Origin of the sequence: Mucilaginibacter psychrotolerans (assembly GCF_004519315.1) — a bacterium.
In the GTDB taxonomy this organism is placed as follows: Bacteria; Bacteroidota; Bacteroidia; order Sphingobacteriales; family Sphingobacteriaceae; genus Mucilaginibacter; species Mucilaginibacter psychrotolerans.
In genome coordinates, this window is sequence record NZ_SOZE01000003.1 from 140,074 (window position 1) to 154,191 (window position 14,118).

At 45.5% G+C, this 14,118-nt stretch carries 15 protein-coding genes; 5 read left to right on the plus strand and 10 right to left on the minus strand.

Annotated features, from left to right (window positions below; translation table 11 throughout):
* Nucleotides 1-220 precede the first annotated feature (220 nt).
* Nucleotides 221-2,422: a M56 family metallopeptidase gene (locus E2R66_RS04600; protein WP_133227134.1), complete on the minus strand. Its 2,202-nt coding sequence runs from the start codon at nt 2,420-2,422 to the stop codon at nt 221-223.
* Nucleotides 2,419-2,787: a BlaI/MecI/CopY family transcriptional regulator gene (locus E2R66_RS04605; protein WP_133227136.1), complete on the minus strand. Its 369-nt coding sequence runs from the start codon at nt 2,785-2,787 to the stop codon at nt 2,419-2,421. Before E2R66_RS04605 ends, E2R66_RS04600 begins: the two co-directional genes overlap by 4 nt.
* 490 nt (nt 2,788-3,277) lie before the next feature.
* Between E2R66_RS04605 and argB the strand changes: the two genes are divergently transcribed.
* The 3 genes from argB to E2R66_RS04620 all read left to right on the plus strand — a co-directional run bounded on the left by argB (nt 3,278) and on the right by E2R66_RS04620 (nt 6,239).
* A complete protein-coding gene (gene argB / locus E2R66_RS04610) occupies nt 3,278-4,069 on the plus strand; it encodes an acetylglutamate kinase (protein ID WP_133227527.1) in 792 nt (263 codons plus the stop codon).
* Between the two features lies 1 nt (nt 4,070).
* The gene (gene proC, locus E2R66_RS04615) at nt 4,071-4,886 is read left to right on the plus strand and encodes a pyrroline-5-carboxylate reductase (RefSeq protein WP_133227138.1); all 816 of its coding nucleotides are present in this window, start codon (nt 4,071-4,073) and stop codon (nt 4,884-4,886) included.
* 153 nt (nt 4,887-5,039) lie between these two features.
* Nucleotides 5,040-6,239 (plus strand): MFS transporter, encoded by a 1,200-nt coding sequence (locus E2R66_RS04620; protein ID WP_133227140.1) that lies wholly within the window; start codon nt 5,040-5,042, stop codon nt 6,237-6,239.
* 51 nt (nt 6,240-6,290) lie between these two features.
* Here E2R66_RS04620 and E2R66_RS04625 read toward each other — a convergent pair whose 3' ends face one another.
* The 5 genes from E2R66_RS04625 to E2R66_RS04645 form a co-directional block, all read right to left on the minus strand.
* Nucleotides 6,291-7,187, minus strand: a complete 897-nt coding sequence (locus tag E2R66_RS04625) for an SAM hydrolase/SAM-dependent halogenase family protein (protein WP_133227142.1) — start codon at nt 7,185-7,187, stop codon at nt 6,291-6,293.
* A gap of 231 nt (nt 7,188-7,418) precedes the next feature.
* Nucleotides 7,419-8,435: a biotin synthase BioB gene (gene bioB, locus E2R66_RS04630; protein ID WP_133227144.1), complete on the minus strand. Its 1,017-nt coding sequence runs from the start codon at nt 8,433-8,435 to the stop codon at nt 7,419-7,421.
* A 159-nt stretch (nt 8,436-8,594) separates the two neighbouring features.
* Nucleotides 8,595-8,972: a GxxExxY protein gene (locus E2R66_RS04635; protein WP_133227146.1), complete on the minus strand. Its 378-nt coding sequence runs from the start codon at nt 8,970-8,972 to the stop codon at nt 8,595-8,597.
* Between the two features lie 66 nt (nt 8,973-9,038).
* Complete coding sequence (mgtE, locus tag E2R66_RS04640; protein WP_133227148.1) at nt 9,039-10,394, minus strand: magnesium transporter; 1,356 nt, start codon at nt 10,392-10,394, stop codon at nt 9,039-9,041.
* Between the two features lie 259 nt (nt 10,395-10,653).
* On the minus strand, nt 10,654-10,848 hold the full coding sequence (locus tag E2R66_RS04645; protein ID WP_067193409.1) for a cold-shock protein: 195 nt from the start codon (nt 10,846-10,848) through the stop codon (nt 10,654-10,656).
* A 211-nt stretch (nt 10,849-11,059) separates the two neighbouring features.
* Between E2R66_RS04645 and E2R66_RS29090 the strand changes: the two genes are divergently transcribed.
* Both E2R66_RS29090 and E2R66_RS04650 read left to right on the plus strand, forming a co-directional pair.
* The gene (locus E2R66_RS29090; protein WP_262710286.1) at nt 11,060-11,188 is read left to right on the plus strand and encodes a hypothetical protein; all 129 of its coding nucleotides are present in this window, start codon (nt 11,060-11,062) and stop codon (nt 11,186-11,188) included.
* A 5-nt stretch (nt 11,189-11,193) separates the two neighbouring features.
* Nucleotides 11,194-11,517, plus strand: coding sequence for a hypothetical protein (locus E2R66_RS04650; RefSeq protein ID WP_133227150.1), 324 nt, complete (start codon nt 11,194-11,196; stop codon nt 11,515-11,517).
* Nucleotides 11,518-11,574: 57 nt separating this feature from the next.
* Here E2R66_RS04650 and E2R66_RS04655 read toward each other — a convergent pair whose 3' ends face one another.
* The 3 genes from E2R66_RS04655 to E2R66_RS04665 all read right to left on the minus strand — a co-directional run bounded on the left by E2R66_RS04655 (nt 11,575) and on the right by E2R66_RS04665 (nt 13,874).
* Nucleotides 11,575-12,102: a PRC-barrel domain-containing protein gene (locus tag E2R66_RS04655; RefSeq protein WP_133227152.1), complete on the minus strand. Its 528-nt coding sequence runs from the start codon at nt 12,100-12,102 to the stop codon at nt 11,575-11,577.
* 31 nt (nt 12,103-12,133) lie between these two features.
* Nucleotides 12,134-12,313, minus strand: coding sequence for a hypothetical protein (locus E2R66_RS04660; RefSeq protein ID WP_133227154.1), 180 nt, complete (start codon nt 12,311-12,313; stop codon nt 12,134-12,136).
* Between the two features lie 193 nt (nt 12,314-12,506).
* Nucleotides 12,507-13,874: an OmpA family protein gene (locus tag E2R66_RS04665; protein WP_133227156.1), complete on the minus strand. Its 1,368-nt coding sequence runs from the start codon at nt 13,872-13,874 to the stop codon at nt 12,507-12,509.
* Between the last annotated feature and the right edge of the window lie 244 nt (nt 13,875-14,118).

The window sequence follows — 14,118 nt, forward strand, 5'->3', positions numbered from 1 at the left end:
ACCGCCGGTATTTGCTTAGCTAAACAGGATAATAGGAAAATGTGTTTTTTATTGCAATAGTTTTAATGCGTTGCGTGTTTAATTTAACCACAAAGGGCACAAAGAGAGAACCACAAAGAACACAAAGGTTTTATAGGCAGCGTTCGAAAACTTTGTGCCCTTTGTGTAAATAAGTGTGCTAGTCTTTGTGTCCTTTGTGGTTAAAATGACTTTGCCACATTTACACCTTCTCATAAAACTTATAAAAATACTCAGGGTTTTTCACGCCGTAATCGCGCACGTTGTTGCTCAAGGACACCCAGTCGTTAACGGTGTACTCCATCTTACCAGTTTTTACTTCGTGCACAAAACGAAGCCATACGCGGTCGCCTGCGGCTATGCCCTTCACCACCGGTGCCGATGGTTTAAGGTTGAATTTTATACGGTAACCTCCGGCTACTTGTACCACTGCGCTTTTCCAATTCCCGTTAGGGTATTTTTGCACGTCGCTTATGGTACCATCGGTAAACCGCACTTTATTGGCTTCGTACAGGAACGCATATTTAGCGGGTTCTATCTTTTCGGCCTGATAGATAACCTTACCGCCCTTGCTGATGGTTTCGGGCGATATGATTAAAGGAGAGTTGTTGCCGTAGAGGCACATGAAGGCTTTAATTTCTACTTCGTCGCCAGGTTGTATCAACCCTGCAAGGGCACTAAACTTCCCTCCCGCTTGCAACACATATTCATCATTTCCCAGCATTACCTTATAGCCTTTAAGATGGCCGGCAAAGGCATTCTGATAAGTGGTATCAACCCTGCCCACAACTTTGAAAGTAAGCGCTTTATCCGTTACCTTTTGTGATGCGGCCAGGTCATGTTTTCCCTTAGCAGAGTTTTTATAGTCCTCAAAAGCCTTGGTATTTGGCAATTCTCGTTTGCCATTATGGTACACCTTCTGGCGGTATTGTTTTAGGCCAATAGTGGTATCGCCTGTACTGCTTTGGAAACCGAAATAATTGGCATAGGCACTAATATCTCGATCGGCTTTACCCTTGTAATTTTCGCCTGCCGTCCAGCTGTAAATCCTATGAGTTTTTACGTAGTCTTCTACTTTGCTAATTTCCTGCTCTGTAAAAACCTTGCCATCGGCAATAAATACGATAGGCTCATCGGTTTCAAGATCGGTTGTTACCCGACCACCAGACGGTAAACGTACCATGCACTTATCAAAGCTGCCTCCATCCTCTTTTTTAAGCCTTAACCTGGCGTAAAACTGCATAGCGGGCACTGCTGCCTTTTTCGCGAGGTTTTCCCGTTCGATAGCTGTTTGATAGGTAATCTGGTGGTTTTTGGTACTGATGACCACTACCCCGTCCTTTATATTATCGCCGTACTTTTCATATTCGCGCTTTACCACCGGCGGGTTAAAAGTGTTTATGCCCAATACGCATTTGCCGCCTATTTTGTAAAGTATATCATCATGATATGCCTTCCCATCAATAAGTACCAGTGGGTGCTTCCCTAATGAGCTCAGGTCGTCCACTATGCTTAATTTCACGTCGGAACGCAGGTTGGCAAAAGCCAGGCAGCTTATGAGCACTATAGGCAAAATAAGCAGGTAAATTATCTTTTTCATATTTGAGGTTGGTTTGTTAAATAACATGGTAATGCGCTTTTTTAGCGGCACTTTACTGAAGCCGTGGAACAGGTAGCTCTGGCCCGAAACAGCGAGTTTGAACAAGAGCTGCGCATAAATGCCCTTTTCGTCCTCGCCCGCGGCTATACGGTCCACTTCAAACTCGTGGTTCTCTTCTATCGAACGGATGTAGAGGTACACAAAGGGGTTAAACCAGAGCGCGACCTGCACCACGCGTGCCAAAATCCTATCGGCGGAGTGCAGGAGTTTTACATGGAGCAATTCGTGTGCGATAATTTGCCGGAGTTCATCGGGCAATAACTCCTCGTCGTTAACGAAAATCACATTCAGGAAGGAACTGTTACCTAACTTTTTGCCCCCCCTCAGCACCCTCACCTTACCTATATGCATTAACTCCTTTTTGTTACGTTGTAACAGGAATACAGCAAGTGTAAAAATGAGGTGTGCTATGGATAAGCCTGCCACTACCATATAACCCATTTTAAGCGCGGCCATCCAATCGAAGGGTGGCGGAGATGTTTCGCCCGCCAATGTCATTTGCATACCTGGCTGCGTTATCCGTTGCATATCCTGCACGTAGATAATTGGTTCCATAACCGGCGACGGCGCAACCGTATCTACAGTAAAAGTTAATAAGGGGATAACCAGGCTGAACAGCAAAGTTGCCAGCAGGTACCAGCGGTTAAGCGTAAAGAAGGTCAGCCTCCTTAAAAACAGGAAGTAGAACGAATAGAAGATACCGGTACAAGCCGATACCTGCAGCAGGTAGATGAATGCTTTCATTTTTTAGTGTTTTTATCAATCATTTCCTGAATTTTTTGAATATCCTGGTCGCTTAGTTTCTCCTCTTTTACCATGAAGGATAGGAGGCTTTCCACCGAATTATCGAAATAACCGGTGAACATTTTTTTGAACGACTCCTTCCGGTAGTCGGCCTTGCTGATGGCCGGAAAGTACTCATAGGTTTTACCATAGGCTTTGTACGCCACATAGCCTTTCTTCTCCAGCAGGCGCACTACCGATGATATGGTGTTGTAAGGTGGCTTAGGATCCTCGGGCAAAGCATCAATAATATCTTTTACAAAAGCCTTCTTCAGCTTCCATAAAATTTGCATTACGCGTTCTTCGGTACGGGTTAACTCTTCCATAAACCAAATATATAACTTAGTTTTCAGTTTTACAACTATATTTTACGTTATGTAATTGGATTTGCAGTTATAATACGTATATAATTGATTATAAGCGCATTATTTTTAACCGCAGAGAACACAGAGAAGGCGCAGGGGTTCACAGAGCCTTGCAATTTGTAGTAAGCGTTTGCAAGATTCATTTTAGGCAGAAGCTTTATAGAATATAATTGGCTCTGTGTTTTTCTCTGTGGTAACTATGAGCGGTCTGTAGTTAAATTATCAGGCTGCAATTAATTAGCCTACCCAAAAAATTCCCTGCAAACTGAATAAGCGTTTGCAAAATCCATTTCAGACAGAAACTCTACATCATATTATAAGCTCTGTGTTTTTCTCTGTGCCTTCTCTGCGCGCTCCGTGGTTAATTTCTTGAACTATGAGTTTTGCTGCAAAATCGCCTCCCCTGTCCCAAAAAATCCCTATAATTGCCATCGGACTTATCTATTATATCATGCAAGCCCTGCACATCATCAAAATAGGCGGAAACGTTATCGATAACTCGGAGAACCTGCACCGTTTCCTGAAGGATTTTACCGCACTGGAAGGCTACAAGATACTGATACACGGCGGCGGCAAAGTAGCCACTCAAATTGGCGAAAGTATGGGCATAGAGGCGCAGATGGTTGATGGCCGGCGCATTACCGATATCGATACCCTCCGCATCGTTACTATGGTTTATGGCGGTTTGATCAATAAGAACATCGTTGCCCAACTACAACGCTACGGCACCAACGCCATAGGCCTTACAGGTGCCGACGGCGATTTCATCCGAGCCAAAAAACGCCCGGTTAAAACCATAGATTACGGTTTCGTGGGCGATTTACATGAGGCATCTATCAACCCGGGCAACATTGCCAAACTGCTGGATAGCGGCTTCACTCCCGTTTTTTGCGCGTTAACGCACGATGGTGAGGGCCAGATGCTGAATACCAATGCGGATACCATCGCTTCTGCACTGGCGGTGGCTTTATCTGCCCTTTACGAAACCACGCTGATATACAGCTTCGAGAAGAAAGGCGTTTTGATGGACGTTAATGACGACGATTCGCTGATTAGGGACATTGACCCGGAGCGCTACGAGAAACTGAAAGCAGAAAAAATAATACACAGCGGCATGCTACCCAAACTGGATAATGCGTTCAACGCTATAGGCATGGGCGTAAAAGCCGTTATCATAGGCCATTCCGATGATTTGGGCCAACTCAAAAACAAAAAAGGTTTCGGTACACGTTTAAGCAAATAACATGAGCACACAACAACATATTGCCATATTAGGCAGCGGTAACATTGGTTTAGCTTTAGCTAAAGGATTGGTAAAAGCAGGCATATTTGCCCCCCAACAAATTACCCTTACCCGCCGCAATACGGCTGCACTTGCCGCCCTGGCAGCAGAAGGCTATAACGTAACGGCCAACAACGCCGAAGCTGTAAAACAAGCCGACATTGTAGTACTGGCTATTTTGCCGCAGCAACTGAATAAACTTTTAGACGAGATACAACCGGCAGTGAGTGACGCTAAGCACCTGCTTATTTCTGTAGTATCGGGCGTGAGCTGTGCAGATATACGCAAGCAGCTGGCTTTAGATGTGCAGGTAATACGCGCCATGCCCAACACCGCCATAGCCATAGGCCACAGCATGACCTGTATCGCCACCGATACGGCATCTGATGCGAATGTGAGCCTGGTGAAATCTTTGTTCGACACGGTCGGCGTTACCATACAGATAAACGAGGAACTGATGACCAGCGCCACGGCGCTTTGCGCCTGCGGCATCGCCTTTTTTCTGCGCTCTATCCGCGCGGCATCTCAGGGTGGTACCGAAATAGGTTTCCACGCACACGATGCGCTGAAAATGGCAGCCCAAACCGCCAAAGGTGCCGCCGACCTACTGCTACAACTAGCCTCGCACCCCGAACAGGAAATTGATAAAGTAACCTCGCCAAAAGGTTGCACCATAGCCGGATTAAACGAGATGGAACACAACGGTTTTAGCTCCGCAATGATCAAAGGCATTAAAACATCTGCGGAAAAAGCAGGGGTGCTTTATAAGAGCGAGTAAAAAGAGATGCAAGAAATCAAGAGTCAAGAGACAAGACTTCGCATCATCTTTTCTTGATTCTTGCTTCCTTACTCTTCAATCCAAATTCCTTTTATCTGGGCGCTTTTTAAACCATAAATTTTAAATTGCGGTCCTTATATTTTACAATTGCTAATGACCAAACCCGCAAATCCGATCTACAATATCCACTTTGCGCTGGTTTGTTTAAGCTCGCTGCTATTTTCGGCGAGTTACAATATGCTGATACCCGAGCTGCCTGCCTACCTTAGTAGCATGGGCGGCGGCGAACATAAAGGGCTCATCATTGCCTTGTTTACGCTTACCGCAGGCATTTCGCGCCCATTCAGCGGCAGGCTTACCGATAAACTTGGCCGCGTGCCGGTGATGGCTGTGGGCTCGATAGTTTGTTTCATATGCGGCTTTTTATATCCGGTATTAAGCTCGGTTTCCGGTTTTTTGTTCCTGAGGCTGCTGCACGGTTTTTCAACCGGGTTTAAGCCAACGGCTACCGCCGCTTATGTGGCGGATATCGTGCCCCGCGAACGCTGGGGCGAAGCATTGGGCATTCACGGCCTGTTGTTTAGTACCGGTATGGCTGTCGGTCCGGCCATTGGCAGCGCTATCCGCATGTCGCACTCGCTCAACACCTTGTTTTATACCTCTTCGTTCTTCGCGCTCATGTCCATAGTGATTCTGATGAACATGCGCGAAACCCTGAAGGACCGCGAACCCTTTAACCTGGGTATGTTAAAAATAGCCCGTAAGGATATTATTGCCGTAGAAGTTTTGCCTGCGGCAATCGTCACGCTGCTATCCTACATGTCGTATGGCGCTATCCTTACCCTTATTCCCGATTGGAGCCACCACCTGGGCATAGCCAACAAAGGTTTGTTTTTTATGGTATTTACCATCGCATCGCTTGTGATAAGGTTTGTAGCGGGAAAGGTGTCTGACAAATACGGTAGGCTGGTGGTTATTAAAACCGGACTGATATTGCTGGTATTAGCGCTGGTAATTGTGGCCTATGCGCAAACAGTTGCGGGCCTGATGCTGGGCGCAGTTTTCTATGGCATAGCCCAAGGCATCCTCTCGCCTGCGCTCAACGCCTGGACGATAGATATGAGCCAACCCGACCATCGCGGCAAAGCCGTTGCCACCATGTACATCTCATTGGAGGCTGGTATCGGATTAGGCGCTTTGATTGCAGGCTGGTACTACCAGGACGTGATTACCCAGGTGCCGTATATTATCTATGCCACGGCAGCTGTGACGGTTGTTGCCTTTGCCTATATGTATCTGCGGAAGGAGCCGGTTAAGAAAGAAGAGGCTATAGAGGTGGAGGTGCTGGGTTAGCGTTTTAAATTTTAAACCCTCCAACTTTCGACTTTTCAACCTTTCAACCTTTCAACGCTTCCCCACCTCCACGCTCCAGTCGCTTCCGCTGCCTATTTTGTAGATATCGGCAAAGCTGCCCATATTCAGCGCAAAGGATAACTGCAGCAGGCTATTGAGGTAAGCCAGCGGTTTGCCCTCGGGCACGTCGCCAAAGGTTTTGCTGTAAGGAGCATCGCCCTCGTAAACGGGCAATCCTTTATTGAATATTTTAAAATGCAGCACGTCACCATATTTGAGGTTCAGCTTGGCTACCAGGTCGTCGTTGATATCCGTCCATATGTTACCGTACTGAACATCGAGTACATCAATGGTGCCTTTCAATACACCATCGGTATAGGTAGCATGCTGGTAAGGCATCGCAACCACTTTATTCGGAAGGGCTTTGCCCACCTGCTGGTAAGTAATTACGCCGGCGGCTAAACGCGCGGCGGTGTAAACATAAACATCGCGACCATGGAAGGTGTACGATTTACCCGATGCCTTGCGGCGGTTAACGGCTTCATCTATCTCGCGGATTTCGGCCACACCAAACGCTTCGGCTACGTGTGTGAGCGTGCCATTATCCGGCGTAACGATGAACTGCCCGGTCTTTGTTTTCATCACTACAGATTTACGCGAAGTGCCTACGCCGGGGTCTACCACCGAAACGAACACCGTTCCTTTGGGCCAGTAGCTGATAGTTTGGAACAGGCGATAAGATGCCTCCCATATATTGTAATTGGGTATCTCGTGCGTAAGGTCGAAGATTTTCAATCCCGGCGATACACCCATAGCCACGCCTTTCATCGCCGAAACCGCTCCATCCTTTAAACCAAAATCAGTTTGGAGGACGACGATGTTGTTTTGGGCTGAAGCGCGGGCGAACGTAAGCAACAGGACGATGGCAAGGTAAGTGGCAGTTTTCATTTTAGTAATTGCATTTATCTAAGTTAAAAAAAGCAATCAAAAGATGAATGTTTTCACGCCGACACGTACACATATAATCGCCCACCGACTACGATCAGTTGGGGAAAAGTAAGGGGAGTCTGCAAGCCGTTCGATCTGTTAGGGGGAATTACTCAACTGCCATAAGATTCCTTTTTGAAGGGATTATTATGGCAGTTGAGTTTTGGATGTATCGAAGTAAAGCAGAGTGGCTTATATTACCTCGTTGATGCTCATCTCGCGTATTTCCTTGGAAACATTCGGCCTGCCATTCTTGAATGCCTTGCGAGGCGTTAAGCCCAGCAACTCGAACATCGCCATATCTTCATCGAAAGATGGGTTTGGCGTAGTCAGCAATTTTTCACCTGCGAATATGGAGTTTGCACCTGCCATAAAACAGAAAGCCTGTTCCAGCGTGCTCATTTCGGTACGGCCTGCGGAAAGCCTCACCACCGTTTTCGGCATTACGATGCGAGCGGTAGCTATCATTCTTACCATATCCCAAACCGAAACACGCGGCTGATCGGCCAATGGTGTACCTTTTACCGGCACCAGCGCGTTGATGGGCACCGACTCCGGATGCTTAGGCATGTTAGATAAGGTTTTCAGCATCGATATCCTGTCGGCTTCGGTTTCGCCCAGGCCGATGATACCGCCGCTGCATACGGAGATCTTCGCCTTGCGAACGTGCTCTAAGGTTTGCAGGCGATCGTCGTAAGTACGGGTGGTGATGATGCGTTTATAATCATCTTCCGATGTATCCAGATTGTGGTTGTATGCATAAAGACCCGCATCCGCCAGCTTCTGCGCCTGCGATTCGGTAAGCATGCCCAGTGTGCAGCAAACTTCCATATCCAGCGAGTTTACGGCTTGCACCATTTCCAGCACCTTGTCAAAGTCGCGGTTATCGCGTACCTCCCGCCAGGCAGCACCCATACACAGGCGGCTTGCGCCACCATTTTTGGCTTTCTGCGCGGCAGCCAATACTTCTTCTTTCGGCATAATGGCGTGCACATCAACCCCCGTATTATAACGCGCAGCCTGCGGACAATACGCGCAATCCTCGGGGCAACCGCCTGTTTTGATGGAGATGAGCGAACTAATCTGCACTTCGGCGTAGTCTTTATTTTCGCGATGGATGCTTGCGGCCCGGTAAACCAGGTCCAGCAATGGTGAATGGTATATTTCGGCTATTTCTTCCTGTGTCCAGTTATGTCTTACTTCAGTCATTGGTATCGGTATTTGATGCAAATATTAAAGTTTATTTACTATTATGGATGCTTTAAGTTTTATTTCACGCAAAGGCGCTAAGGCGCAAAGGGTTAGATTGATTACTTTTTTAGAGTTTTAGCTCACGCAAAGGCGCTAAGACGCAAAGAATTAAGATTTTCAAAGGTTGTTTACAATCCTGCTTATTCCGTCTTTAATCAATAGCTCATTAAAATTTATTAAAAGCCCGAGTTTGCAGCCTGATAATCGCAAATAGGTTAAAACTTGCTTAGAATGCACAGGAGACAAATTACTCACGGATTTCAATTCAACAATTACCTTATTTTCAACTATCAAATCCGCCCTAAATCCTATGTCCATTTTCAGCTCTTTCCACAATACAGTTATCCCTTTCTGGCGTTCTACTGTTAATCCTTTACTTACCAATTCGAAATACAATATTTCTTCATAAACTGATTCCAATAAGCCCGGGCCAAGTTCTTTATGCATGTCAAATACTGTATTGACGATTATCTTCGCTAATTCGTTTTCGTGCATATTTTGATTTCAATCTTTGCGCCTTCGCGCCTTTGCGAGAAACATTTTCAATAAAATAACCCGGCCCTAATGTTGCAACAAAAAGTGGCTTGCCAGCCAAAGCGGAAGCAAAAAGCCTGCACAATCGGTAAAGGTGGTGATGATGATAGACGAGGCCACCGCCGGGTCTATCCCTACCCTTTTCAATACCAGCGGGATGCTGGCTCCGGTGAGCCCGGCTATCACTAAATTACCTGTCATGGCCAAAAATAAAACCAGGCCAAGCTTGGGGTCGGCATCGTAGAACATGGCTATGGCGAATACGATCAGACCGTTGGCCGCGCCGTTGAGCAAACCCACCAAAAACTCTTTCAGCACGGTGTTGTAGGCCTGTGCGTCGCTCAGGTCGCTTAACGATATCCTGCGCACGGTTACCGCAAGCGATTGCGTTGCGGCGTTTCCGCCCATGCCGGCAATAATAGTCATGTAAGCCGCAATCTGCGGCAATTGCGCTACCGTGGTACCAAAACGCCTGATAATGGATGCAGCAAGGTACGCCGTACCCAGGTTTATTACCAGCCAGGGCAGGCGGCTTTTTACGGCTTCTTTCCAGTTACCACTCAGTTCCTCATCTTCAGATACACCGGCAATTTTCAGGATGTCTTCGGTGCTCTCCTGCTCCATTACGTCGATGATATCATCTACCGTAACCCGACCCAGCAGCTTCATGTTATCATCTACTACGGGGATGGTGGTTAGGTTATACTGCGAAATGAGGCCCGCTACGTCTTCCTGGTCAAGTTCGGCTTTTACGTACACGAAATCTGTCACCACCAAATCGCGCACCCGGGCGTCGTGCCGGGCTTTAATGATGGATTTTATAGAGAGGATGCCCTGCAATATATCGGCGTCATCAACCACGTAAATGGTATAAAACTCCTCCATCTCTTCCGACTGGCGGATAATCTCGTCGAGCGCATCTTTTTTATCGAGGTTAATGTTCACCTTGATAATCTCGGAGTTCATGATACCGCCGGCGGTATCCTCGTCATATTTTAAAAGTGCGCGTATATTTGTCGCGTCTTCCTGGTCTATATCCTGTAAAATCTCGTGCTGCTCGTGCTCCTCCAGCTGCGAGATAATGTCTGTTGCATCGTCATAATCCAGCTCCTCTACAATGTCCGATCGTTTGTCGGGGTGCATGTTGAGCAGCAAATCCTCCGGATGCGATTCCTCTGTCATCTCCGAGAGCACTTCCGAGGCAATATCAGCAGGCAGTAAATTGATGATGCGCTCTTTGGCCTCTTGCGGCAATCTTTCGAAAAGGATAGCAATCTCGGAGGCATGGTACTCGTTCAGAAGCGCCTCTAAACCAGCATCATCTCCCTCGAGCGCCGTTTTAAAGCGCAGCAGGTCGGATTTATCGATTTCAAAAGATTGCATATGCATGCAAATTAGGTTTTTTTGGGCAAAGAGCGGGTATGATTATTGAATTAGAATGCGTTTTTTAACAGCCACCAAAACACCGCCCACCCGTGGCTTTACAGCCCCCACACCATCTACACATTTGGTAAAGAGATTTCTGCATTAAAGTTTAGGCATTACCCCACGGTAGCTGAATATTGAAGGCCGCAGTTTTTAGACAAAAAAAAGCATCTGCCATAACAGCAGATGCTTACGATTAAATTTTATAGTGATTTTGTTAAACTACTTTTACATTTACCGCTGTTAAACCTTTTTTGCCTTCTTCTACGTCGAATGTAACACTATCGTTTTCACGGATAGTATCAATTAAACCAGTTGAGTGTACAAAAACGTCGCTCCTGTTATCAGTTTGTGATATGAAGCCAAAGCCTTTCGTTACGTTGAAAAACTTTACAGTTCCTTCTTTTGACATTATAATATTGTTTTAATAAGTGTGCAAGGTAGTTATAATATACGGCATTAATTTTTTATTTAAACTTTTACTTCAATTTAATTAAAAAACAACCTCATTTTCAATAAATAAAGGGTACATTTAAGCCATTACCACAATACATCCCTAAAACACCTGCTGCGCCTATGGCGAGGCGGTTTTTTATTTCAGTTAATCTATCATACCAAACATCATGAGTAAAGACAAGAAACAGGTTAAGGAAGTCAAGAAAGAAAAAAGCGTTAACGTAAACAAAAAAGTATCCTCATACCAGTCGGGCAAAACAACTTCTTCTGCCGACCTTACCTCTAAGAAAAAATAATCAGCATGGACGAAAAGACAATAGAAAACCAAACCCGCCTTTACATGTACGACCTAATGAACACCGCAAGGGAACATGGCTTTAAAGCCGATGACGTTTGGGAGTTTAGCCTGGTGGGCGATGTAGAGAAAACCCGTCTGCAAAAAACGTACTACCCTACCATTGCTACCAAAATGCTGCCCGAAGCAGTATTAGAGGTGTTTCACCTGATCAAATCGCGACTTAACCAAAGCTTCAGCCGCGACGAGCAGTCGCTTGACAAGCGCACCGTAGTTACCGATAATTTGAATTACCTGGTTGCCTATAATTTGAAAAGGCCGCGTACCTAGTTAAGTCCTAAGTCGATAGTCTTAAGTCAAATACTCAAGACTACCGACTTGAGACTATTAATTTTTCTCTGGTTCGTCCAAATAGCTCTGGCTTACCGTTACATCTGCGCCCGGCTTCTGCTGCTTTCCATAAAATTTGGTTTGGTAAGGCTGCCTATCTTCAATTGGGGCTTCAGTTTTTGGTGTAGGTGTATCTGGCGTGGCAAATACGTTATCCAATTGTTCATCTACCTCTTCCGTTATCGCCCTACCCTTCTCGTATAAGGGCAAAGCCAACAGTTGTGCTTTGGTAATACCGGGCATCACCACGTTATCTTTATCCTCCTGAAAAACAGCAAGGCTTATGGGTAGGAACACCCGGCCATCTTCCAGGCCTATATCATTATTCCCCATATGCATTATGATGTAACGCACCTTGCGCGCCTGCGGGTCGAACAGGAGTTCGTCTACTTCGCCTATCTTATTGCCTGCAGAATCCCTCACGTCCCAGCCTTGTATGTCGGGCTGCCCGTCGGCAATTTCGTAGCAGCTTTCGCTAAGTTCTTCCAGTTTACTGTAATTATATGTTTTATCTGCGGATGCCATGCGGTATAATATTATAGGTAAAACACGTTTATTAATGTACCGACGTATCTTTTATGGCGGTATCTGTCGGTGTGGTTTTTAGTTCTGTTGGCCGGTAACTTTTGTTATATCCGCTGTAAAGCATCAATATTACACCCACTGCCAGAATAAACAGGATAACCCATATCCAGGTAGAGCTCTTTTTTTTGCGTTGAACATTTAGTTGCGCCATATTGAAATATTTGAATAGCTTATTGTTAAAAGCATCAGCGATGGATTTGGTTTTAAAAATTTAGATTTTGGCTTTAACGTATTTGTATTTACCCAAAACCTAAAAAGCAAAGCAGCCCCGACCAAATGGCCGGGGCTGCTGTTATTATCGTCTCGAATCTCGACTTTGAAAAGTTCTGATCCTTAACTTACTACTAGTATAATGTAAACTCAACCCTACGGTTTTCCTGACGGCCCGCAGCGGTTTTGTTGCTGGAAATTGGCTGACTTTCACCGTAACCTGTAGCTTCAATACGCGATGCGTTTGCACCCTGGCTTACCAGGTATGCTTTGATAGCCTCTGCACGGTCTTTTGATAACCTTAAGTTTAAAGCATCAGAACCGGTGTTATCTGTATGGCCGGCTAATTTCAAGCTGAAATTTTTATCAGTTAATAATTTAGCAACCCTATCTAAACTAGGAAACGATTTTGCGCGGATGGTGGCTTTACCCAAATCAAATTCCAGATTTTTGATAGCATCTTTAACAACGCGTTTGTCTTCTTCTGTTACGTAAACCTTAACTTCTGGCTTAGCCAACGGACAGCCAGCGCCATCTACTTTTTGACCAGCAGGTGTGTTAGGGCATTTGTCGTAGAAATCGGCAACACCGTCACCATCGCTATCTACTGTAAATTTAGCAAGGTTTGCATTGGTTGCATCCAAATCGCTACGTAATTTAGCGTTAGCAGCTTTTTCTGCGTCTATCTGCATCTGCAACTGGTCCCTGGTTTGTTTGTCTTGCAACAAATATTCGGTACGCATGCTGCTAACCGGGTTGTGTGTAGCCATTTGCGGTTTTGAGCTTCTACCCAAAGCAAATTCTAAACCAATGTGCCCGTAAGAGAATTTATCGCTACCGCCGCCAAAGTTATAGCCATCGAAGTTATCGCTCGCTACAAAATTAACAGAGTAACCCATATCCAGATTTACGCCGCTACCCAGGTTAAATTTCAAACCAGCACCAACCGGGATAAAAAACTCGCGGATACTTTCGTCATTAGCTTTGAAATTTGCCGATGCGCCTGCAGTGTTAGTTAAAACCGGTTTGTAGTTAATTACACCACCACCAAAGGTAACATACGGCTGTATTGCGCCTTTTTGGTGGCGCCAGTTAATGTTCGCAAGTGTAAGGTTACCACTTAAAGCAGCAGACCATTGCATCTTTGTTTGAAAGCTGCTTAAGCCTGTGCCATTTGGCTGGGCATCTTTACCTTTAACTTTACCGGCAAGGAAATCGGCCTGGAGGCCAAATGAAGGCAATATTTGTTTTTTGATGTAGCCACCGTAACCAAATTCTGCTTGTGGGGTTGTAAAGTCTTGTTTACCGTTAGTACCAAAGATGGTATATGGCGTTAAAACGCCGCCATTGATACCGATAGACCAGGTGCGGAACGCGCCGCCTCCAGAAAATGGCTGTACATAATTTTTTGTTGAAATAGAATCGGGAGTCTGGGCAAATAATTTACTACCAACCATTAGGCCGGTAAGCAGCATTGAAGCTTTTCTTAAATTTGTTTTCATGTTGTAAGATTTTGTATCGCCTGTTATAATATACAACAGGCTTGCACTGCGGTATCCAATATCAGTGCCAACATGAAATAAAGACGATTTGCTTAAAGCACGCCCGGCAAAAGATACTAAATCATTTAGCTAATATGTTATACAATAGCAGATTAGTAGACCACAATTTAGTATACATGAAAACGAAATTTTTCATCGTATAAATTAAGCCAACACCACTTGTGAAGTAAAAACTATACAGTTT